This window comes from Mycobacterium sp. IDUB_19, assembly GCF_055419445.1.
On record NZ_JBVAXR010000018.1, the window covers coordinates 78,902 to 98,800 of the forward strand.

At 65.1% G+C, this 19,899-nt stretch carries 19 protein-coding genes; 11 read left to right on the forward strand and 8 right to left on the reverse strand.

Going from position 1 to position 19,899, the window contains the following annotated elements; translation table 11 throughout:
- Positions 1 to 68: 68 nt before the first annotated feature.
- The 6 genes from ACZY0B_RS16065 to ACZY0B_RS16090 are packed head-to-tail and all read right to left on the reverse strand — an operon-like array spanning position 69 to position 7,135.
- Entirely contained in the window at positions 69 to 1,613 is a 1,545-nt protein-coding gene (locus ACZY0B_RS16065) for a class I adenylate-forming enzyme family protein (RefSeq protein ID WP_463765121.1), read from the reverse strand.
- Positions 1,606 to 3,183, reverse strand: coding sequence for a class I adenylate-forming enzyme family protein (locus ACZY0B_RS16070; RefSeq protein ID WP_463765122.1), 1,578 nt, complete (start codon positions 3,181 to 3,183; stop codon positions 1,606 to 1,608). Before ACZY0B_RS16070 ends, ACZY0B_RS16065 begins: the two co-directional genes overlap by 8 nt.
- A complete protein-coding gene (locus tag ACZY0B_RS16075; protein ID WP_463765123.1) occupies positions 3,173 to 4,654 on the reverse strand; it encodes a class I adenylate-forming enzyme family protein in 1,482 nt (493 codons plus the stop codon). Before ACZY0B_RS16075 ends, ACZY0B_RS16070 begins: the two co-directional genes overlap by 11 nt.
- Positions 4,654 to 5,463, reverse strand: a complete 810-nt coding sequence (locus tag ACZY0B_RS16080) for an enoyl-CoA hydratase/isomerase family protein (RefSeq protein WP_463765124.1) — start codon at positions 5,461 to 5,463, stop codon at positions 4,654 to 4,656. Before ACZY0B_RS16080 ends, ACZY0B_RS16075 begins: the two co-directional genes overlap by 1 nt.
- Positions 5,454 to 6,266, reverse strand: a complete 813-nt coding sequence (locus ACZY0B_RS16085) for an enoyl-CoA hydratase/isomerase family protein (RefSeq protein WP_463765125.1) — start codon at positions 6,264 to 6,266, stop codon at positions 5,454 to 5,456. Before ACZY0B_RS16085 ends, ACZY0B_RS16080 begins: the two co-directional genes overlap by 10 nt.
- 47 nt (positions 6,267 to 6,313) lie before the next feature.
- Positions 6,314 to 7,135, reverse strand: coding sequence for an enoyl-CoA hydratase/isomerase family protein (locus tag ACZY0B_RS16090; protein WP_463765126.1), 822 nt, complete (start codon positions 7,133 to 7,135; stop codon positions 6,314 to 6,316).
- A 187-nt stretch (positions 7,136 to 7,322) separates the two neighbouring features.
- On the opposite strand from ACZY0B_RS16090, the gene ACZY0B_RS16095 reads away from it, so the two are divergent.
- Positions 7,323 to 8,000 carry a hotdog family protein gene (locus tag ACZY0B_RS16095; protein ID WP_463765127.1) on the forward strand — a complete coding sequence of 226 codons (678 nt, stop codon included), beginning with the start codon at positions 7,323 to 7,325 and terminating at the stop codon, positions 7,998 to 8,000.
- Positions 7,997 to 8,887 carry an enoyl-CoA hydratase/isomerase family protein gene (locus ACZY0B_RS16100; RefSeq protein ID WP_463765128.1) on the forward strand — a complete coding sequence of 297 codons (891 nt, stop codon included), beginning with the start codon at positions 7,997 to 7,999 and terminating at the stop codon, positions 8,885 to 8,887. The genes ACZY0B_RS16095 and ACZY0B_RS16100 overlap by 4 nt, the downstream gene beginning before the upstream one ends.
- A 15-nt stretch (positions 8,888 to 8,902) precedes the next feature.
- Here the strand turns inward: ACZY0B_RS16100 and ACZY0B_RS16105 are convergent, their stop codons facing one another.
- Positions 8,903 to 9,706: a TetR/AcrR family transcriptional regulator gene (locus ACZY0B_RS16105; protein ID WP_463765129.1), complete on the reverse strand. Its 804-nt coding sequence runs from the start codon at positions 9,704 to 9,706 to the stop codon at positions 8,903 to 8,905.
- Positions 9,707 to 9,957: 251 nt separating this feature from the next.
- On the opposite strand from ACZY0B_RS16105, the gene ACZY0B_RS16110 reads away from it, so the two are divergent.
- Both ACZY0B_RS16110 and ACZY0B_RS16115 read left to right on the forward strand, forming a co-directional pair.
- Positions 9,958 to 10,755 (forward strand): SDR family NAD(P)-dependent oxidoreductase, encoded by a 798-nt coding sequence (locus ACZY0B_RS16110; protein ID WP_463765130.1) that lies wholly within the window; start codon positions 9,958 to 9,960, stop codon positions 10,753 to 10,755.
- 34 nt (positions 10,756 to 10,789) lie between these two features.
- Complete coding sequence (locus tag ACZY0B_RS16115) at positions 10,790 to 11,797, forward strand: dihydrodipicolinate synthase family protein (RefSeq protein ID WP_463765131.1); 1,008 nt, start codon at positions 10,790 to 10,792, stop codon at positions 11,795 to 11,797.
- 77 nt (positions 11,798 to 11,874) lie between these two features.
- Here ACZY0B_RS16115 and mbp1 read toward each other — a convergent pair whose 3' ends face one another.
- Positions 11,875 to 12,093, reverse strand: coding sequence for a microaggregate-binding protein 1 (gene mbp1, locus ACZY0B_RS16120; RefSeq protein WP_463765132.1), 219 nt, complete (start codon positions 12,091 to 12,093; stop codon positions 11,875 to 11,877).
- Between the two features lie 676 nt (positions 12,094 to 12,769).
- Between mbp1 and ACZY0B_RS16125 the strand changes: the two genes are divergently transcribed.
- The 7 genes from ACZY0B_RS16125 to ACZY0B_RS16155 form a co-directional block, all read left to right on the forward strand.
- Positions 12,770 to 13,618, forward strand: a complete 849-nt coding sequence (locus ACZY0B_RS16125) for an enoyl-CoA hydratase (protein WP_463765133.1) — start codon at positions 12,770 to 12,772, stop codon at positions 13,616 to 13,618.
- An 18-nt stretch (positions 13,619 to 13,636) separates the two neighbouring features.
- Positions 13,637 to 14,839 carry an amidohydrolase family protein gene (locus tag ACZY0B_RS16130; protein WP_463765134.1) on the forward strand — a complete coding sequence of 401 codons (1,203 nt, stop codon included), beginning with the start codon at positions 13,637 to 13,639 and terminating at the stop codon, positions 14,837 to 14,839.
- A gap of 12 nt (positions 14,840 to 14,851) precedes the next feature.
- Positions 14,852 to 16,501, forward strand: coding sequence for an acyl-CoA synthetase (locus ACZY0B_RS16135; protein ID WP_463765135.1), 1,650 nt, complete (start codon positions 14,852 to 14,854; stop codon positions 16,499 to 16,501).
- Positions 16,498 to 17,328 carry an amidohydrolase family protein gene (locus ACZY0B_RS16140; protein WP_463765136.1) on the forward strand — a complete coding sequence of 277 codons (831 nt, stop codon included), beginning with the start codon at positions 16,498 to 16,500 and terminating at the stop codon, positions 17,326 to 17,328. Before ACZY0B_RS16135 ends, ACZY0B_RS16140 begins: the two co-directional genes overlap by 4 nt.
- Before the next feature lie 20 nt (positions 17,329 to 17,348).
- Positions 17,349 to 18,407: an acyl-CoA dehydrogenase family protein gene (locus tag ACZY0B_RS16145; protein WP_463765137.1), complete on the forward strand. Its 1,059-nt coding sequence runs from the start codon at positions 17,349 to 17,351 to the stop codon at positions 18,405 to 18,407.
- Between the two features lie 14 nt (positions 18,408 to 18,421).
- A complete protein-coding gene (locus ACZY0B_RS16150) occupies positions 18,422 to 19,615 on the forward strand; it encodes an acyl-CoA dehydrogenase family protein (RefSeq protein WP_463765138.1) in 1,194 nt (397 codons plus the stop codon).
- 165 nt (positions 19,616 to 19,780) lie between these two features.
- Positions 19,781 to 19,899, forward strand: a 119-nt coding sequence (locus ACZY0B_RS16155) for a metal-sensitive transcriptional regulator (RefSeq protein WP_463765143.1), incomplete at its 3' end; no start/stop codon positions are given.

Consider the following 19,899-nt stretch of genomic DNA (forward strand, 5'->3'; position numbering starts at 1 on the left):
TGCTCTGAGGGCGAGATATCCCTGATTTTTTCGCCCTCACGGCACGTTCGGCGCGGCTGTCGGTGCCCCTAAGGCTGGTTCGCTTCGATCAACATCTCGCGCAGACGATGGACGTCGACCTTGCCGGTGCCGCCGCGCGGGACGCCGTCGTCGGAGTCCAGCAGCAGCCACACCGTCGGAACCTTGAAGGCGCTCAGCACAGTCCGCGCCATGCCGCCCAACTGCTGGGCCGTCAGCGCACCGTCGCCGCATACCACCGCTGCGCCCACCCGTTCACCCGCGGCGCCGGGCACATTCGTCACGAACGCGTTGTCGATACGGTCGATCGTGCGTAGCGCGCGCTCGACCTCGCTGGGGTAGACCGTCGCACCGCTGACTTTGAACATGTCGTCGGATCGCCCGTGGTAGAACAGGAATCCGTCTTCGTCGAGATGGCCGAGGTCGCCGGTCGGATAGAAGCCGTCGACGGTGAACAGCTCTTCGCGGCTGCGACCGCAAATGCCGCGCAAGGTGTGGGGTCCGCGGATCTGAATCATGCCGGCGGTTCCCGCCGCGACCGGCTCACCGCTGTCGGTGTCGACGATGCGGACTTCCATGCCGCCAAACGGCTTTCCGCAGCTGCCCCATGCCGTCGCGGGCATGTCCGTGTCGGCGGGATAGCCGCAGTACGGCCCGAATGCCTCGGTCATGCCGAACAGCGTGGCCCGCGCCCCGGGTGCAGCCCGTTGCGGGGGCGGCAGCAGGGCTTCCAGGCTGCCCGGTCGCAGGGCGGACAGATCGGCGCCGACGGAGCTCGCATGCCGCGCCAGGGTCTCGGCCTGATCGGGCCAGCCGCGAAACAGGGTGACCCGTTCACGCTCCAGCAGTCGCAGAGTAGTAACCGGGCGGGGGATCTCTTCGGTCACCAGGGTGGCACCCGCCAGCAGGGCGGACAGTATCCCGCTGCCGAAACCGCCTACCCAGAAGAACGGCATCGGTAGGTACAGCCGGGTTTCGGAGGTGATGCAACGGGCCCCAAGCCCCGACCGCACGGCGCCTAATGCGTTGCCATGGGAGTGCACGACTCCCTTGGGTGTTCCGCTGCTGCCGGAGGTGAACATGATGACCAGCGGGTCGGCGGCGGTGACCGTTGCGGCCATGGCGTCGATGATCTGCCGGGCCTCATCACTCGCCGTGGCGTTGTCCAGCTGCCCCATCGACCAAACCCGGCGCAGGGCAGGAAGTTCGGATTGCGGCACCGCCCTCAGGTCATCGAGGTAGCGATGGCCGCGGAATTCCTCGACGCTCACCAGGAACTGCACGGCCGCCACTCGCAGCTGTGCGACGAGCTCGCGGGGTTGCAGCAGGGTGCTCAGCGGTACCAGCACGGCGCCGATCCGGGTCATTGCGACGGCGACCTGTACCCAGCGGGTGCTGTTGGGCATGATCAGCCCCACCCGGGTGCCCTTCCCCACGCCGGCCTCGATAAATGCCGCAGCCAAATCGCTTGTGGTCGAGTCGAGTTCGCGGTAGTTGACCCGGGACGTGGGATCGATCACCATCGGCGTATCCCCGTCGCGGTCGGCGCGAAACCGCACCAGCTCGTCGATGGTGTGCGCGCCCGGGTCAGGCATCGAAGAGCTTCCGCAGTTGCCGCGTGTCGACCTTGCCGCTGGACAACAGCGGTACGTCGGCGCGGGGCAGGGAGATGAACCGCTTGGGGATTTTGTATGCGGACAGTTCGGCTTTGAGTCGTTCGCTCAATGCGGCGTCATCGAACGCCGCAGCGCCGTCCGGCCGGACAACGACCGCGGCGACGAGTTGCCCCCGCCTGGTGTCGGGAATGCCGATCACGTAAGCCGGCGCTCCGCCGGTGACCTTGGTGATGGCCTTCTCCACTTCGGCGGCCGAGACGTTGGCGCCGGCCGTTTTGATCATCGCGCCCAGCCGTCCGACGAAGTAGACGAATCCGTCGGCATCGGTGCGCACCAAATCACCACTGTGGAACCAGCCGTCGGCATCGAAGCACTCTTCGCGGCCGCGTTTGTAATAGCCCTGCATCAGATAAGGCCCGCGGATGCACAGTTCGCCGACCTCGCCGACGGCAACGTTTTCCTTGGTGTCGGGGTTGATGAGCATCGTCTGGAATCCGGGTGCGGGCTTGCCGAACGATCCCCGCCGTGCTTCGGGTTGGTCGGATTCGTCGTCGCCGATCAGCACGACGCTGCCGGCCTCGGTCATACCGAGCATGTTGTGCCGCAGTTCCGGGTCGGCCGGCCTGGTGTCGGGGGCCATGATCGGGTAGAGGTTGCCGCGACGCATCGACGACAGATCACGCTCAGCGTAGCTCGGGTGGTCGGCCAGGTGAGCGATCCCGGCGGCGAACCCGTTTGTCATGGTTGGCTTTTCGGCTTCCAGCAGGTCGAGTGTCGCCCCGGCTCCGTCAGTATCCGAGGTGGCGTTGGAGCACACCAACGTCGACCCGGCCACCAAGGTGGCGAGCAGGCCGAACGCGAATCCGCCGATCCAGAAGAACGGCGAATTGCAGAACAGCTTGTCCGCCCTGGTCAAACCGCGGATCTGGTTGAGGTTCTGTTGATGTCCGAGTAGCGCGGCATGTGTGTGCACGACTCCTTTGGGAGTGCTGGTGGATCCCGACGTGTAGATGATCGCCAGCGGATCGCAGCCGTAGACGTCATCTTCCATCGCTGCCAAAAGCACGGGGTCGACGGTGCCGGCTCGTTGGTACACCGTCTCGTGGGTGACCGCAACATGGCGCAGTTGCGGTGCTGCGGCGCAAAGCAACCGGGAACCGAGATCGGCGTTCGAAAGGATCTCGGCCAGTCGCTGCACGTAGTCGTGAGTGCGAAAAGACGCTGCGGTCAGCAGGATTTCGACATCGCTGTCGACCAGCTGCTCATGCATCTCACGGGCGGTGACGAAGGTGGAGAACGGGATCAGCACGGCGCCGATGCGCGCGGCCGCCAGCATTGCGATGACGAACTCGGCGCCGTTGGGGTAGAGCAGACCGACATGGGTGCCCTTGCCGGCGCCGAGGGCGATCAGGCCGCGTGCGAGCTCTGCTGACCGGAAGTCGGCTTCTGCGTAGCTGATGCGCTCGGCATCGCAGACGAGCAGAGGTTTGTTCGCATGCGTGCGGGCTTGAAGTCGCAGCAGCTCGGCGACGGTGGATTCACCGGGCATGGTCGCGCTGCGCCGCGGACTCTTCGAAAATGCGCCGGATCTCGCTCAGGTCGGCTTTACCCGACGGGGTGCGCGGGATCGTGTCGACGATCGCGATCTCGGTGGGAATCTCGTAGCGGGCCAACCGCGTTCGCAGGTACTGCACCAACGTGTCGGTATCGGTGCCAGCGGACTCGCGCAACTCTACGACCGCGACCGGTGTCTCGCCGAGTCGCGCGTCGGCTCGCCCGATCACAGCCGCGCCCGCCACTGCGGGGTGGCCCTCCAGCGCGACACGGACGTCGTCGGGCATCACTTTGAACCCGCCGCGGATGATCGCCTGATCGGCCCGCCCGACGATCCAGAGAAAACCATCCGCGTCGATGCGTGCCAAATCGGTGGTCCGCATCCACTGCGCCGAGCGCCCCAGCTGCCCCGGCTTGACCTCGAGCAGCCCAACCTGGTCCGCTTCGAGCTGCGTGCCGGCGTCGTCGACCACCCGCAACTGCGCGCCCGGGTTGGCCCGTCCGACGCTGCCGCGTTTGGCGGTCCAGTAGCTCTCGTAGTCGGCCAGGGTCCAACCGGCCACCCCGCCACCAAATTCAGTTGCAGCATAGGAGGTTAAAACCGGTATGCCGAATTTCTCGGTGAAGGCATCGGCATCGTCTGCCGACAGCGGGGCCGTGCCACAGGTGACGGCGCGGATGCCGTCCAGATCGGCACGCGACAGGTCGGAGTGCAACACCGTCCGCAATGCGGCCGGCACCAGTGATACCGCGCGGGGCCGGTGCGTGCGCACCGCCTGAGCCCACGGTTTGAGCTCGAAGCGTTCCAGCAGCACAAAAGATCTCGCCTCGGCGACACACTGCAGCACCCGGAAGACGCCGCCGATGTGAACCAGCGGAGAATTCATGATCGCGACACCGCGTCGCAGCTCTTGAGGAGCCGGTGCGTGTTCTGGATGTCGGCCCATCACGCTGCGTGCCAGCATGTCGTAGCTGAGGTCAATTCGCTTGGGTGGACCGGTCGTTCCGCTGGTCAGCATTCGCACGGCGACTTCGGGGGCGGCAATGGGCCGGTAGTCGCGCCGCTCCGACTCGCCGGGCTCGTCCAGCCGGCCCGCAATCGCCAGGGTCGGTGTACCGGGGGCGACCAGCGTGGCCAGGTCGTCGGGTTCGCCGACTACCAGCGGTAGTTGCAGTGCGGCGATATCGGCTCGGGTACGTTCGTCGCCGCGCGAAGGGTTGATGGTGACCACCGTCCCGCCGGCCAGCAGCACACCGAGAAACGCCGCCACTTGCCCCGGCCGGTTGCGCAGCAGCATTCCGATCTGCGGGTCGTCGGCGTGTTCGGCGGTCAATGACGCCATCTGCGTTGCCGCCGCGGCGATCTGCGCCCAGGACAGCCATCGACCGTCGTACTCGATCGCCGGTGCGCCGGGCTGCAGATCCAGTACGTCGGCGATGCGTTGACTCAGTGGATGATCGGCCATCAGCGGATCTTTGGTTCGCTCCTGGCATCCTTGCCGTCGGCGTCCTGCTGCGCCGCCAGTTCGGCGGTGCCCAGCGGGTTGCCCAGCCGTGTGTAGATCAGGCCCTGCTCCAAGGCGGCGCGGTAGGGCTTGTCCAGCGACTCCCAGATCGCTTTGACGGTGCCCTGAGTCGCCGACGGCGGCTTGGCCGCAATCGCCGCGGCGATCTCGTGTGCGCGCCTGAACAGCTGATCCGTTGCGACCACCTCGGATACCAATCCGATCCGCAACGCGGTGCCGGCGCTGACCCGTTCGTCGTTGCCCATCAGTGCGATGCGCAGCGTTTCGCCCAGGCCGATGCGGCGCATCAGCCCGATCGGCTCCAGGGCGCAGACCAGTCCGGCCGAGACGTGTGAATCGAAAAATGTTGCGTCTTCTGCGCAGATGACCACATCGGACTCATTGAGGAAGTAGAACGCGCCCGCTGTACACATGCCCTGAACGGCACACACCACCGGCTTCCACATCTTCTGCCACTTGGGGCTGAGCAGCTCGCCGGGATCCTCGTGATTCCACACGTTTTCGGGTTGCCCGTATGGCGTCTTGATGTCCAGCCCGGCGCTGAAGGCCCGGTTGCCGGCTGCCCGCAGCACCACCGCATGCACCGACTCGTCGAGTTTGACGGTGCGCCAGGCTTCGGCGATCTCCTCACACATCGTGCGGTTGAACGCGTTCAGCTGATCAGGACGATTCAGCGTGATGGTGGCGACGTGATCGGCTGCGTCGACGTCGAGGAGAATGGTTTCGAAACGCGGGGTACTCAACGGCACTGCCAATTTGGTTTGCGCTTTTCCACAAAGGCTTTGGGGCCTTCGGCAGCGTCCTCGGTGCGCAGCACCCGCTCGCGGAAGGTCTCGGCCATTATCTCGGCCTCGTGCAGCGGGACATTCAGGCCTTTGAGAATGGCCTGCCGGGTTCCCCGAACCGCCAGTGGCGCATTCGAGTTGACGATGTCGGCGATCTCACGGGCCCGGTCCAGCAGGCGGTCGTGTTCGACGACCTCGCTGATCAACCCGAGTTCGTAGGCGCGCTGTGCACTCATCCGCTCGTGCTTGCCCATCAACGCCATCCGCAGGGCGATCGAGCGGGGCAACACCCTGGATATCCGCACCAGCTCGCGTCCGGCCACCAGCCCGATGCTGACGTGCGGATCGAAAAAGGTCGCCTGATCGGAAGCGATGACAATGTCGGTCGTCGTGACCCAATCCATGCCGGCGCCACAGCAGATTCCGTTCACCGCGGTCAGCACCGGCTTGGCCATGGTGCGAAACGGCGGGGTGCCCTCCTGCGGCGCCTCCCACTGGTCGTAGGTCGACAGGTACGGCCGCTCGTAGATCACCTTGCCGTCTTCGGGAATCTCTTTGACATCGGCGCCGGTGCAGAACGCGCGGCCGGTGCCGGTGACGATGCTCAGCCAGACGTTGTCGTCGTTTTCGGCCTCGTCGTAGGCGGCTCGGAGCTCGGTGATCATGTGCGGGCTCAGCGCGTTGAGGGCATCGGGCCGGTTCAGCGTGATGGTGGCCGTGTGCCCGTCGACCTCATAGTTGATGGTGTCGAACGAGTCAGCAGGCATCCGTGTTCCCTTCGTCTAGCGCCCGGTGCGACCGAAAGCCCATCTGGTCAGCGTCCATCGAACTTCGGCGCACGTCGTTGCCGGAAGGCTTCCAGGCCTTCTTTGAAATCGGTTGTCCGACAGGACAGTTCCAGGTTGAACAGTTCCTGTGTCATGGACTGGCTCAGCGAAGCGTGCTGGCCGTAGCTCAGGGCCTGCTTGGCCAGCCCGATCGCGACCGTCGGTCCGCCGCCCAGTCGCGCCAGCAGCTGCTCGACGGCGTTGTCGAGTTCGGCCGGGCCGGTGGCTTGGTGAATCAGGCCCCAGTCGGCCGCGTCCGCCCCGCTGACCTTCTCGCTGAGCAACAGCATGCGCCTGGCTCTCGCCACCCCGACCAGTCGGGGGAGCAGCCAGGTGGCGCCCGAATCCGGGCTGAATCCACGTTCGATGAACGGCTCCCAGAACACGGCATCGCTGGCGGCCACCGCGAAATCGGCGGCCAGGGCGAGATTGCAACCCATCCCTACTGCCCAACCCCGCACGGTGCAGACCACCGGGAGCTGGATGGTGTGCACGAGCTCGATCAGGCGGTGGGCGGCGTGCGGAATTCTGCGTACCAGGTCACCGGTGCGCGGGCGCTGCCCGGTGCCGCTGTTGGTGGCGACCCAATCGGCGCCCGAGCAGAAGTCCTCGCCGGCGCTGTCCAGGTGAATCGCGCGCAACGAGTCGTCGGCGGCGGCCTCGGTCAGCGCGCCGACCAGCGTCTCGATCATCAAGTGGGTCAACGAATTACGCCGCTGTGGGCGATCAAGTGTGAGCCGCAGGATCGCGCCATCGCGGCGTGCTGTCACCGACCCCTCGGCGTCGGCCGCATCGGCGTCATGACTCACCGTCGAATCCGGCCTTTCTCAGCGATACGGGAACCCATACAGTAGGCAATACGATTGATACGCTGTATAAGTTATCAAGGAAACGCTGCCGACGGAACAACCGGGTGAAACCCGGCGGAAGAGGGTCGCATGCCTCGCGCCGGCGACGATGCAGAGCCGGCGACGGCGATGAGGAGGAGCGGCGCCAATGCCCAAGGGGACACCGGTCCGCGCCGACGACGCGAAATTCGGCGAGGCGCCCCTGGCTCAGACCGTCGCCGCCGCCGGCGCGATGAGGCGCCTGAGCTCGCTACTGCTGTCGCTCGAACATCCGCACCCGACGGTTGACGCCATGCTGGCGAAGTTCGGCGAATGGGAGAGCGAGCTGGCGTCCGCGGCGCCGCAGGACAACGCGCCCCGGATCGGTGACGTCGACAACGATCCCCGGCGGGTCTATCTCAACCACGCCACCGACATCGGTGCCTACAACCCGTCCTTCCCCGAGTACTCCTTCGATCATCTCGACGCCGACACGGCCGATGGTCGGGTCGTCTTCCCGCTGGCCTACGAGGGGCCGCCTGGATTGGTACACGGTGGCTTTCTGTCCGTCTTCTTCGACTGCGTCATCCAGCATCACAGTTGCGTCATGGGGTTGTCCGGCAAGACGCGATCGCTGCACGTGACCTTCCGTCGGCCGACGCCGCTGCTGACCGAGTTGCGCTTCGACATTGTCCGGCGCCACGTCGAGCGGGGTATCGAGTCGACCGCGCGGCTGCTGCTCGGCGACGAAGTGCTGTGTACCGGCGAGGTCGACACCCTGGCGTCGCAGCCGGACAAGCTGACCGGATACAGATTCGGCAGGCGGCGAAAGGAATCCGCTAGATGACTGCCCCGAACGACGATCGCGTGCTTTTCGAAGTCGATGCCGCCCATCGAATCGCGACGATCACACTGAACAATCCCAAGCAACGCAACTCCTATGACGCGGCCATGCGTGAGGCCGTCGGCCGCTGCCTGGATCAGGTGGCCGACGACGACGATCTGACCGTGGTGTTGCTGCGCGGAGCCGAGGGAGTCTTTTCCACCGGGGCCGACATGAACAACGCGTACGGCTGGTACGGCGACAAGCCGAAGGCGCCCGATGATGCCGCAGGCAAGCGTCGGCCCAGTCAACGCAGACGACTTACGGTGGACCGCAAGTCATTCAGCTTCTACCACAACTTCATGGGCTTCCCGAAGGTGACGGTGGGGGAGATCTCCGGTTACGCCCTGGGCGGTGGCTTCGAGATGGCCCTGATGACCGACATCTCGGTGATCGCGCGCGACACGAAGATCGGCATGCCGGCGACGCGCTTCCTGGGCCCCGCGCTCGGCAGCCTGCACATGTTCTTCCATCGGCTGGGACCGGTCATGGCGCGGCGCCTGCTGCTGACCGGCGACGTCATCGAAGCCGGTGAGCTCGAACATCTTGGAATCTTCACCGACACATGCGATCCCGGCGCCGTGACCGCCCGCGCCCGGTACTGGGCCGAGAAGGCGGCGAAGATGCCCGCCGACGGTGTCGTCATCGCCAAGGAAGCATTCCGCCTCGTCGAGCAGAGCCAGGCATACAACGGTGAGGAGGTCGCGAGCTATCTCTTTCACGCCTATGGCACCAACCTGCAATTCGGGCCGGATGAGTTCAATTTCGTCAAGACCCGGGCGCAGCACGGCACCAAAGAGGCGTTCCGGCTCCGCGACGAGTACTTCCACGTGCCGGAACCCGAAGCGTAATAACGAGATTCGCGCCTACTGGTCCGCGGTCGCCTTGGCCCGCGCGCGGGGACTGGCGGACTTCGTGGCCTTGCGTGCCCGGGATGACGACTTGGCGGGTTTTGATCCCTCGTCGATCAGCCGGCTGGCGTGGTCGAGGATGCAGCTGAGGCCGTACTCGAAATTGGTTTCGTCCGGCGCCCCGATCCGGTGACCTATCCGGCTCACCTGGGAGAGCAGCGGAGTCTTTTCAGGATCGATGGAGACGGCATCCTCGATCGCGCGCGAACCGATGTCGGAGGACTGGTTCTTTTCGTAGAGCCGCTGCAGCACCACCGAGCCACGGACGTGGACCGAAACCGCTGAATACGTGTCGAAGGCGTCCTCGGGCGAGAGGCCGGCCTCGACCAGATTGGAGATCGCCTTCTCCATCTCCAGGGCGCCCATTCGTGCGGCCTTCGGACTCAGCGCGGCGCGAATCAAAATCAGGTCGCACAGAATTGGGTTGCCCATGAACGTCTTACGCATCAAGCGCGCGTGGTTTCGCAGGGTTTCCCGCCAATCGCTGGCTTCGACATAAGGCGTGGCGAACACATACTTGCTCAACGCGCGGTCGGTCATCGCGTTGAGCAGATCGTCCTTCTTGCGGAAATACCAGTAAATGCTGGTGACACCGACGCCGAGGTGTTTGCCGAGCAGCGGCATGCTCAGGTTGTCAATCGAGACTTGCTCCGCGAGTTCGAATGCGCCGCTGATGATGTCATCGGGGTTGATGGACCCGCGTTCGCGTCGTTGACGCTTATCAGCGGTTGCCTGCTTTGCCACTACGGGCACCTCCATCAAAATGTATCCTGTGCGTACGGTCTGCAACCGCGCCACCGGCTGACCCAAATCTACCGGTAGATGCGCTCCCACCTGCGTATATGTAGGCGTGTCGCCATTCGGATATGACCGTCAACCGGGCTCTCGTACGCTTTTCCACCTGCTACTGTAATACCTATCGTAGGGTTTTTGGTATATCAGGCTGGACGGACGAAGATGACCGGACGTAAGCCAATGGCTGCCCCACCGGATGAGCCGCGGGCATCGCGATGGATTTAGGGCTGGCCAATGCGACAGCAGTAGTTGTCGGTGGTAGCCGCGGCATGGGTTTGGCCGCGGCCCGTTGCCTCGCCGAGGACCGCGCCCGGGTGGCGCTGGTTGGCCGAACTCGCGGCTCTCTCGATAGCGCGGTGGCAGATTTGACGGACCGCGGGAGTCCGGATGTCCTCGGATTCGCCGCCGACATCGGCGATGCCGCCGCCGTCGACAAGGTGTTCTCCGAGATTGCCGCCCGATGGAACGGCGAACTCAATGTGCTGATCAATACGGTCGGACCGGGAGCGCCGGGCAGCTTCGAAGATCTGACCGACGAACAGTGGCGTGAGTCCGTCGAAGACGGAGTGATGGGGATGGTGCGCTGCGTGCGTTCGGCACTTCCATTGCTGCGCAAGGCCCAGTGGGCGCGGATCGTCAACTTATCGGCGCATTCCACCCAGCGGCAAAGTGTCATGCTGCCCGCCTACACCGCGGCCAAATCGATGCTGACGAGCGTCTCGAAAAACCTATCCCTGTTACTCGCCAAAGACGAGATCCTGGTCAACGTGGTGTCACCGGGCAGCATTGCGTCCGAGTCGCTGGTCGGCTGGGCCGATTCGGTCGGCGTCGATGGCAACGACCCCTATCGCCTGATGGAGGCCATTGCCAAGCACTTTGGGCATCCGGCGCACATGCCGCGGGCCGGCCTGCCGGAAGAGATCGGGCCCGTCGTCGCATTCCTCGCGTCGCGGCGCAACTCCTACATGACCGGCGCGAACATCAACGTCGACGGCGGCTCGGACTTCACCTGACCTCAAATCGCTTGGCCAACGGAAGGAGTGGACTGTGGCGACAGCTGCTGAGGCGCGCGCGTGGGCGCGCGGGGCGTTGCGGGGTATCGGCGACTCCCTGTACACGCCGTTCTGCGGCACCGACGGCGACGACATCGACTGGGATGCCTACCGGACGTTGGTGCGCTACTGCGTCGGTGATCTCGGACACCCGATGTTGTGGTGTACCAGCGGAATTGCCGAGTTCTGGTCACTGACCCTCGATGAGCGGAAACGCTTGCTGGAAGTGGCGATCGAGGAAGCGCGCCGTATCAATCCCGACGTCGTGGTGCAGGCCTGCACGGCGGCCATGGCGCCGAAGGACTGTTTGGATCTGACGCTGCACGCCCAGCAGGCCGGTGCTGATATCGCCTACATCCAGACACCGATGATGGAGGCCCACGGCGGCGAAGGTGTGTTGCGCTTTTTCAAATACGTCGCCGCGCGCACGGATATCGCACTGGGCATGTTCAATTCCCCATCTTCGGGCTATGTGTTGACCCCGGCCGAAAGTGCCCGGATTTATCACGAGGTGCCCGCGGTGTGCGCCACCAAAGAGGGCGCTTTCCGGCCGGCGAGCAGCCGGATGTTGCATGAACTGGCGCCCGGCCTGGCGGTGTGGGAATGCGACAAGACGGTGTACCGGGCCGGATGGTTGCGCGACGGGATCGTCTGCCCGGCACAGTTGGGTACCGCGGGCTACCTGTTCGAAACCCCGCAGCGGCGACTGTTTTCCGAGTACTGGGATCTGGTGTTGTCCGATAAGTTGCTCGAGGCAATGGATTACGGCCGTGAATCCGGTCTGGACCAATTCGATCTCGACCTCGGACCGTGGTGGACGTGCTACCCGGGACGATCGGATTACTTCACCCACTGGGGAGGAGCGTTCAAGTACGCTGCCTCGGTACTGGGCTTGCCGATAGGGGCCTACCCGCATTCGCGGCCCCCGCAGGCGGAGTTGCCGGCCGAGGCCAAGGCCCAAATCGAGACGGCCTATCGCCGGCTCGGGCTCATCGAATCGTAGTCAAAAGCCCTGTGCCGCAGGCGTATGCAAAGGCCCGGCCACCGAGGGAGTGACCGGGCCTTGCTTACGCAATTCGATTAGTTTTGCTCGGCGCGCTCGCGTGCCTCGTGAATTTTCGCTTCGGCGCGAGCCTTGTCGGCTTGAACCTCTTTCTTCGCGGCGTTACGCAGCGCCTCTGCCTTGTCCTGCTGCGCCTGGCCTTCGCTGATCCAGTCGTTGCGACCGGCGACCGTACCGACTACTTCCTTGGCCTTGCCCACAACGTCATCCACGACGCCCTTGATGATGTCAACCATTGGCGTTTCCCTCCTCCTGCCTAGTGGGTGCCTTTAGTACCGCTTCCCGATCGGCCGATGGGGAAAACACGAACGGAAAGTGGCGCTCGCCACAGCATCAGTTGACCAGCCCATTCGCGGCCGCTTTCGCCGCAGTAGCGGCCACCGGCCCGGGCGCTTGCGCGTCCGCATCCGGCGCTGTGGCCGTATCCGCCCGCACTGGTTCGTCACGGGTTCGACGCCGTCGTGCCCACAGAACGAGGCCGACGAGGACGCCTATGGATCCCAACGCGAGCAGAAACTGAAAGCCCGCCCACGTCGCCTCGATTTTCACCACCGCTGAGCGCGCTTGTCTGGCGCGATGCGCAACCGCTTTTGCTGTCGACTTCACTACTGGTCCCGTCAGTTGCCGATTATCCAAGTACCTGTGTCGGTAACCCGGCGAGTCGCCATCCCAAACAATGCGATGCGCATTCAGTGCCAAAGATTTTCGGGCACCCAGCACCGTCGTGGCTGCGGTTCTCCACCAGCTCCGCTGACGGCACCCCGACCGCGGTTCAGCGTGTGGAAATTCGCTGTTTGGCGTGGGTTAGCGAGGCCGCGGGGACAGTTGTGGAATGCGGTACCGATAGGTATACAGTATGGGTACAAAGCCCAGTGAATCTCGTAGTCAAAGCGTGAGGAGGTGCCGCGGAAGATGTCCGGCAGCGACGGTGCCTCCGATGCCGACGACGCGGTGCTGTACGAGGCCACGGAAACCGGCGTCGCCATCCTGACGTTCAATCGTCCGGACCGGCTCAACGCCTGGGGCCCCGACATTGCGGCCGCGTTCTATGCCGGTATCGACCGCGCCGAATCCGATCCCGCCGTCCGGGTGATCGTGCTGACCGGCCGGGGCAGAGGGTTCTGCGCCGGTGCCTACCTGGGCGCGCCGGGCGCGGCGGCCAAGGTCGGCGAATCGATGGAGAAGGCCGGCCAGACGAACCTGGCCGACTTGGTCGGCGAACGGCCGCCCCACTTCGTGACGACGCTGCGTAAGCCCGTCATCGCGGCCGTCAACGGTGCGTGTGTAGGCATCGGCCTGACCCAGGCGCTGATGTGCGATGTCCGGTTCGCCGCCGCGGGCGCGAAGTTCGGCGCGGTGTTCGCGCGCCGCGGGCTGATCGCCGAATTCGGCATCTCCTGGATACTGCCGCGTCTGACCAGCATGGGCGTCGCCCTCGATCTGTTGCTGAGCGCACGCACGTTCCTCGCCGAGGAGGCCGCCGAGCTGGGTCTGGTCAAAGAAGTCGTTGCCGCCGACGACTTGATGAAGCGTGCCCTGGAATACGCGGAGGACATGGCCGCCAACTGTTCGCCCGCATCGATGGCGGTGATCAAGCGTCAGGTCTATGGCGACGACATCCGCGATGTCGTGGACGCGAACAACCGTTCCGAAGTCCTCGTGCACGAGGCGATGTCGCGGCCGGACGTCATCGAAGGGATCACCAGCTTCCTCGAGAAGCGACCTCCCCAGTTTCCATCGCTGCGCCCAACAGACGCTTAGCACCAGGGAAGGAAGAAGATGAATAGCTTGAGCTACAAGGCGATTGACGTCGACAACCACTACTACGAACCGCTGGACTCGTTTACCCGCCACCTGGACAAGGAGTTCAAGCGCCGCGGCGTGCAGATGGTTACCCAGGGCAAGCGCACCTGGGCCGTGATCGGGGACCGGGTCAACCACTTCATCCCCAACCCGACCTTCGACCCGATCATCGTGCCCGGCTGCCTCGACCTGTTGTTCCGAGGTGAGATACCCGAAGGTGTCGACCCGGCGTCGCTGATGAAGGTCGAGCGGATGGCCGAACACCCCGAATACCAGAACCGCGACGCCCGCATCACGGTGATGGACACCCAGGACATCGAAACCGTCTTCATGCTGCCGACATTCGGGTGCGGGGTCGAGGAGGCGCTCAAGCACGACATCGACGCGACGATGGCGTCGGTGCACGCGTTCAACCTATGGCTCGACGAGGACTGGGGCTTCGACCGGCCGGATCACCGGATCATCGCCGCGCCGATCATCTCGCTGGCCGACCCGGCCAAGGCGCTCGAAGAGGTTGACTTCGTGTTGGCGCGCGGCGCGAAACTGGTGCTGGTGCGTCCGGCGCCGGTGCCCGGCTTGGTCAAGCCGCGGTCGCTGGGTCACCCCAGCCACGACCCGGTGTGGGCCCGGCTGGCCGAGGCGGGGGTGCCGGTGGGATTCCACCTCAGCGACAGCGGCTATCTGCACATCGCGGCGGCGTGGGGCGGCAAGGCGACGTTCGAGGGCTTCGGCGCCAAGGATCCGTTGGAGAACGTTCTCCTCGACGACCGCGCGATTCACGACACGATGGCCTCGATGATCGTGCACGGTGTGTTCACCCGCCACCCGAAACTCAAGGCGGTCAGCATCGAAAACGGTTCGTATTTCGTGCACCGACTGGTCAAGCGGCTGAAGAAAGCGGCCAACACCCAGCCGCGCGATTTCCCTGAGGATCCGGTGGAGCAGTTGCGCAACAACGTATGGATCGCCCCGTACTACGAGGACGACCTGCCGGAGCTGGCTGAGGTCATCGGCGTCGACAAGATCCTGTTCGGTTCGGACTGGCCGCACGGCGAAGGCCTCGAGTCGCCCCTGTCGTTCGCCGAGGAGCTCACCGACTTCAGCGAATCGGACATCCGAAAGATCATGCGTGACAACGCGTTAGATCTGCTGGGCGTCAAAGCCACAGTGGCGGCCTAGGCGGCCCGGCCCGTGAGTGAATGGACCGTCGGGTCGGTTCTGGACGCCATCGCGGACGTCATCCCCGACCGCTTGATGACAGTATGCGGAACTCGGCGCAGCACCTTCGCCGAGTCGGCGAGCCGAACCAGCAGATTGGCGAACTTCTTGAGCGCCAACGGCTTCGGGGCGCACCAAGAGCGAGACGCGCTGAACCGCTGGGAGTGTGGTCAGGACCGCGTCGCGCTGCTGATGTACAACGACCTGTACCCGGACGCGGTGATCGCGTGTCTGAAAGCTCGCGTGGTTCCGGTCAACGTGAACTACAGCTATTCGCCGCGGGAGATCGCCGATCTGCTCTCTTACATCCGGCCCCGCGGCATCATCTATCACCGGTCGCTCGGTGCGCGGTGCGCCGAGGTACTGCCGCCGGACGGTGCCGAGCTGCTGATCTCGATCGACGATGGCACCGACGCCGCCGAACTGCCGGGCGCGATATCGCTGGATGATGCGCTGGCACAGGGTGGTTCGGGCGATCCGGCGCCGGGATCGCCCGACGATCTGATCATGATGTGCACCGGCGGGACGACCGGCCGTCCCAAGGGCGTCCTGTGGCGCCAAAGCGACATGTACGTGGCGTCGATGGTCGGGGCCGACCACGCAAGCGTCGACGAGATCCACGCGAAGGTACGCGGGGGCGGCCGGCCGTGGTTCGCGGTCTCTCCGCTGATGCATGCCGCCGGCATGTGGACCGCCTTCGCGGCGATCATGAGCGGGTTCACGGCGGTGCTCTATGACGGCCGAGGCAAATTGGACGTGCGCTCGGTGTGGCAGACCGCCGAGCGCGAAGGGGTCGGCATGATGACCATGGTGGGCGACGCTTACGCCGGCCCGTTGGTCGCCGAGTTGCAACTCGGTTCCTACGATCTATCGTCGCTGAACGGGATCGGGACTGGCGGGGCCGCAACAAATCCGAAGTTCAAGCGCGCGCTGATGGAAAAGCTGCCGCAGGTCACCATCATCGACGGGTATGGCTCGTCGGAATCCGGGAACATGGGGTTCGGGCACAGTCAACGTGGGACGCAGAGTGAGACCTTCCAGCTCCGCGAGGGCGGCGCGGTGGTGTCGGAGGATCGCAGCAGGTTCCTGCAGCCCGGTGATCCCGAGATCGGCTGGGTGGCCCGCAGCGGCCGGATTCCACTGGGCTACTTCAACGACGCTGAGGCCACCGAGCGCACCTTTCCCGAGATCGATGGCAAGCGGGTGGTGATCCCCGGCGACCGAGCGAGTATCGAATCCGACGGCACCCTGCGCCTGTACGGACGGGATTCGTTGGTGGTGAACACCGGCGGTGAAAAGGTATTCGTCGAAGAGGTCGAAGAGGTGTTGCGCACCCATCCCGGCGTCTCCGACGCGTTGGTGGTGGGCCGGCCCAGCGAGCGGTGGGGCCAGGAAGTCGTCGCGCTGGTCGCGCTGCAGCCGGGCGCGGGTGTCGAAGAAGCCGCACTCGCCGCACTATGCAAGTCGCAGCTGGCGCACTTCAAAGCGCCCAAGGCAATCCTGTTCGTCGAGCAGGTTCAGCGACTCGGCAATGGCAAGCCAAACTACCGGTGGGCTACACAGGCTGCCGCAGAACAGCTTTCGGATACCGCACTGGTCGGCGTCGATGAAGGGCCCGCATGAACGACAAAGCGATTGACTGCCTGATCAACGTGCACTTCGGTGAGGTTGACTCCCAGCCCACCTGGATGCTCAAGGTCCGCGACGACTACTTCAAGGGCCCGCAGTCGATGTTCGCGCCCGTCGACCTGTCCGAACTGCTCGACGAGATGGACGAGCACGGCGTGCAAAAAGCGGTCCTTATGGACAACCTTGCCAGCCCGTCGACCACGGCACGCAAGTTCGTCGAAGCCAAGCCGGAGCGCTTCGCGCTGGCCATGGGCGGAGTCAACCTGCTGCGTCCGGTGGGGCCGCTGCGCGAACTGACCGCCATCGTGCGCGACCTCCCGGTCGCGTATGCCGTAGTAGGACCGAGCTTTTGGGGTGACGGGCAGTACCCCCCGAGCGACGCCGTCTACTACCCGCTCTATGCCAAGTGCGCGGAGCTCAACCTGCCGCTGTGCGTCAACACCGGTATCCCCGGGCCGCCGATTCCCGGAGAGGTACAGAACCCCATCCATCTCGACCGGGTGTGCGTGCGGTTTCCGGAGCTGAAGCTGTGCATGATCCACGGCGCCGACCCGTGGTGGGACGTCGCGATCCGGCTGATGCTGAAGTACGCCAACCTTCGGCTGATGACTTCGGCCTGGTCGCCCAAGCGACTGCCGGAAAGCCTGCTGCACTATATGCGAACCCGCGGTCCGAACAAGGTCATCTACGCGTCGGACTGGCCGGTATTGCGGATGCGTCGAGTGCTGCCTGAAGCCCGCGCGCTGGACCTGCCCGCCGAGGTGCTGGACAACTACCTTTACAACAACGCACAAGAGTTTTTCTTCGGCGACCGAGCCTGAGATACGACAGGAGCACAGAGATGGACCGCTTCGAGCTGCGCAGACTGGACTACAGCCTGTCCGACCACCACGTGGATCTGCAGAATGCGTACAAGCAATTCTTCAAGACCCATTGTGCTATCGAAATAGTCCGCGCCGCAGAGCCTTCCGGCTTCGACAAGAACTTGTGGGAGCGCTTGTGCGCGATGGGTGCGACCACGATGGCGCTGCCCGAGTCGTGTGGAGGCGACGGGGCGACGCTCGTCGACCTCACCCTGGTGGCCGAAGAGGTCGGCCGCTCGCTCGCGCCCGTCCCGTGGGTCGACCATGTGTGCGCCGCAAGGCTGCTGGGCCGGCTGGGAGCGCTGGGTGCCGACACCGCCGGCATCGCCGACGGTGAACAGCTCGCCGGCATCGACGCGCGTATTGACAGCGCACCGGGCCCTCGGCTGATCCCGACCGGATCGATCGCCGACCACATCATCGTCCGCGACGGCGACGAGGTGGTGCGGCTGACGTTCGGGACCCGGCCCGCCAAGGTCGACAACCTCGGCCGGTTGCCGATGGCCTGGGTGGATCCGGTCGCCGCCGACACCCGCACGGTCGTCGCGCAGGGACCCGAAGCGCTGGCGAACTACGAACTGGCGCTGGACGAGTGGCGGTTGCTGACCGCGGCGGCCCTGGTAGGGCTGGTCGAGGAGACGATGACCATCGCGGCCGAATTCGCCAAGAGCCGTTACACATTGGGTGTCCCGATCTCGACGCTGCAAGCGATTTCGCATCCGCTGGCCAACATGGCCATCACCGTCCAGGGCGGACGTAACCTCGCCCGGCGGGCGGCCTGGTTCCTGGACAACGAGCCCGGCGAGCGAGCCGAGTTGGCGCCGTCGGCGTTCGTGTTCATGGCCGAGGAGGCCGCCAAGGCGGCCACGATGGCCGTCCATATCCAAGGTGGACTTGGTGTTTCGTCGGAAGCCGCGGCGACGGCGTACCTGGTGCGTGCCCGAGGATGGCCGCTGGCGGCCGGTGATCCGGGCGCCGCCGCAAAGCGGGTGGCCGAGATCGCGGCAGCTCGCGAGAGCGCGGCTGCGGCCGTCTAGGACAGGAGCAAACCATGGACTTCTCCCGGGTGGAGCTATCCGATGAGGACACCGCGTTCCGCGACGAGGTGCGCGATTTCCTGAAAACCCATGTAACCGAGGAGGTCCGGCGGCGCGACCGCGAGACCGGTGACAACTTCGACGAAGGCGTGCACCTGGCAATCGGTGCCGCGGGCTATCTGGCCCTGGAATGGAAGCCGGAATCCGACGGCGGATTCACCCGCCTGCGCCGCCGCATCTGGGAGCTGGAGAAGCGGCGGGCTCACGTGCCGTGGGTGACGTGGGGGACGACCGCCATGGTGGCGCGGTCGGTGGCGAGGTTCGGTTCGGCCGAGCTACAGGACGAGGTGATGCCGAAAATCTTCAGCGGCGAGGTCCGGCTCTGCCTCGGCTACACCGAGCCCGAGGGCGGTTCCGACATAGCCACCTGCAAAACCCGCGCGGTGCGCGACGGCGACGGCTGGGTGGTCAACGGCTCGAAGATGTTCACCACCGGTGCGCACAACTGCCAGTACGTTTTCCTGATCACCAACACCGCCGCGGATGCGCCAAAGCACAAGAGCCTGACCATGTTCCTGGTGCCGCTGGACTCGCCGGGCATCGAGATCCAGGGCATCCGCACGGTGGACGGCGACCGGACCAACATCGTCTACTACAGCGACGTCCGCGTCGACGACAAGTACCGGCTGGGCGATGTGAACGCGGGCTGGACGGTGCTGCGCGAGCCGCTCAACACCGAGCACGGCGCGGTCGCGGCCGCACCCGACGGGTTGCAGGACACCTCCATCATGATGCACCAGGCCGGTTCGATGGCCACCGCGGTCGACAACGCCGTAACGGCCGTGACACGGCCGGATCCCAATGGGCGCAAGCTTGTCGACGACGATTCGGTCGCGTACCGGCTGGGCCGCAGCGTCGCCAGGTTGGAGGCGGCGTTGTCGTCGCCGAACATCTACGGGCGGGTGGCGATCGCCCAAACGATGCGCGACATCTCCCCGGATCTGATGGACATCCACGGAGCGGCGTCGACCCTGCCATTCGGAACCGACGGGGCCGCCGATGACGGCAGCGCCGAATACGTCTACCGGTTCGCCCCGTTGGTCGGAATCTACGGCGGCACCCTCGAGGTGTTCCGCAACATGATCGGTCAGTACACGCTCGGGCTGGGCAAGCCCAGCTACTCACCGCCGGTGAAGAAGGTCTCCTGATCTCTCGCCGCGTGTGAACTGACGGCGATGTTGTCCGGCGATATCGTCGCCGCGGCCGCACACTCGCCGAGCGGCGCGACCGCGCGCAGCCGCGTCATGACGCTGCGGGAATACCCCCCGGGGGATAATGGCTTACATTGAGTTGTAACAAGCAAGGAGAACGTGATGGTTGGTGACGAAGACAGCATTGCTGCCGTACTGAATCGGTTGCGCCGTGCGCAAGGCCAGCTGGCCGGCGTGATCTCGATGATCGAGCAGGGCCGCGACTGCAAGGACGTGGTCAC

What these genes read in the sequence shown, in the direction of transcription:
- ACZY0B_RS16065 (WP_463765121.1), bottom strand. Translation starts at nt 1,613, where the DNA reads ATGCCTGACCCGGGCGCGCACACCATCGACGAGCTGGTGCGGTTTCGC.
- ACZY0B_RS16070 (WP_463765122.1), bottom strand. Translation starts at nt 3,183, where the DNA reads ATGCCCGGTGAATCCACCGTCGCCGAGCTGCTGCGACTTCAAGCCCGC.
- ACZY0B_RS16075 (WP_463765123.1), bottom strand. Translation starts at nt 4,654, where the DNA reads ATGGCCGATCATCCACTGAGTCAACGCATCGCCGACGTACTGGATCTG.
- ACZY0B_RS16085 (WP_463765125.1), bottom strand. Translation starts at nt 6,266, where the DNA reads ATGCCTGCTGACTCGTTCGACACCATCAACTATGAGGTCGACGGGCAC.
- ACZY0B_RS16095 (WP_463765127.1), top strand. Translation starts at nt 7,323, where the DNA reads ATGCCCAAGGGGACACCGGTCCGCGCCGACGACGCGAAATTCGGCGAG.
- ACZY0B_RS16100 (WP_463765128.1), top strand. Translation starts at nt 7,997, where the DNA reads ATGACTGCCCCGAACGACGATCGCGTGCTTTTCGAAGTCGATGCCGCC.
- ACZY0B_RS16105 (WP_463765129.1), bottom strand. Translation starts at nt 9,706, where the DNA reads ATGGAGGTGCCCGTAGTGGCAAAGCAGGCAACCGCTGATAAGCGTCAA.
- ACZY0B_RS16110 (WP_463765130.1), top strand. Translation starts at nt 9,958, where the DNA reads ATGGATTTAGGGCTGGCCAATGCGACAGCAGTAGTTGTCGGTGGTAGC.
- mbp1 (WP_463765132.1), bottom strand. Translation starts at nt 12,093, where the DNA reads ATGGTTGACATCATCAAGGGCGTCGTGGATGACGTTGTGGGCAAGGCC.
- ACZY0B_RS16125 (WP_463765133.1), top strand. Translation starts at nt 12,770, where the DNA reads ATGTCCGGCAGCGACGGTGCCTCCGATGCCGACGACGCGGTGCTGTAC.
- ACZY0B_RS16130 (WP_463765134.1), top strand. Translation starts at nt 13,637, where the DNA reads ATGAATAGCTTGAGCTACAAGGCGATTGACGTCGACAACCACTACTAC.
- ACZY0B_RS16140 (WP_463765136.1), top strand. Translation starts at nt 16,498, where the DNA reads ATGAACGACAAAGCGATTGACTGCCTGATCAACGTGCACTTCGGTGAG.
- ACZY0B_RS16145 (WP_463765137.1), top strand. Translation starts at nt 17,349, where the DNA reads ATGGACCGCTTCGAGCTGCGCAGACTGGACTACAGCCTGTCCGACCAC.
- ACZY0B_RS16150 (WP_463765138.1), top strand. Translation starts at nt 18,422, where the DNA reads ATGGACTTCTCCCGGGTGGAGCTATCCGATGAGGACACCGCGTTCCGC.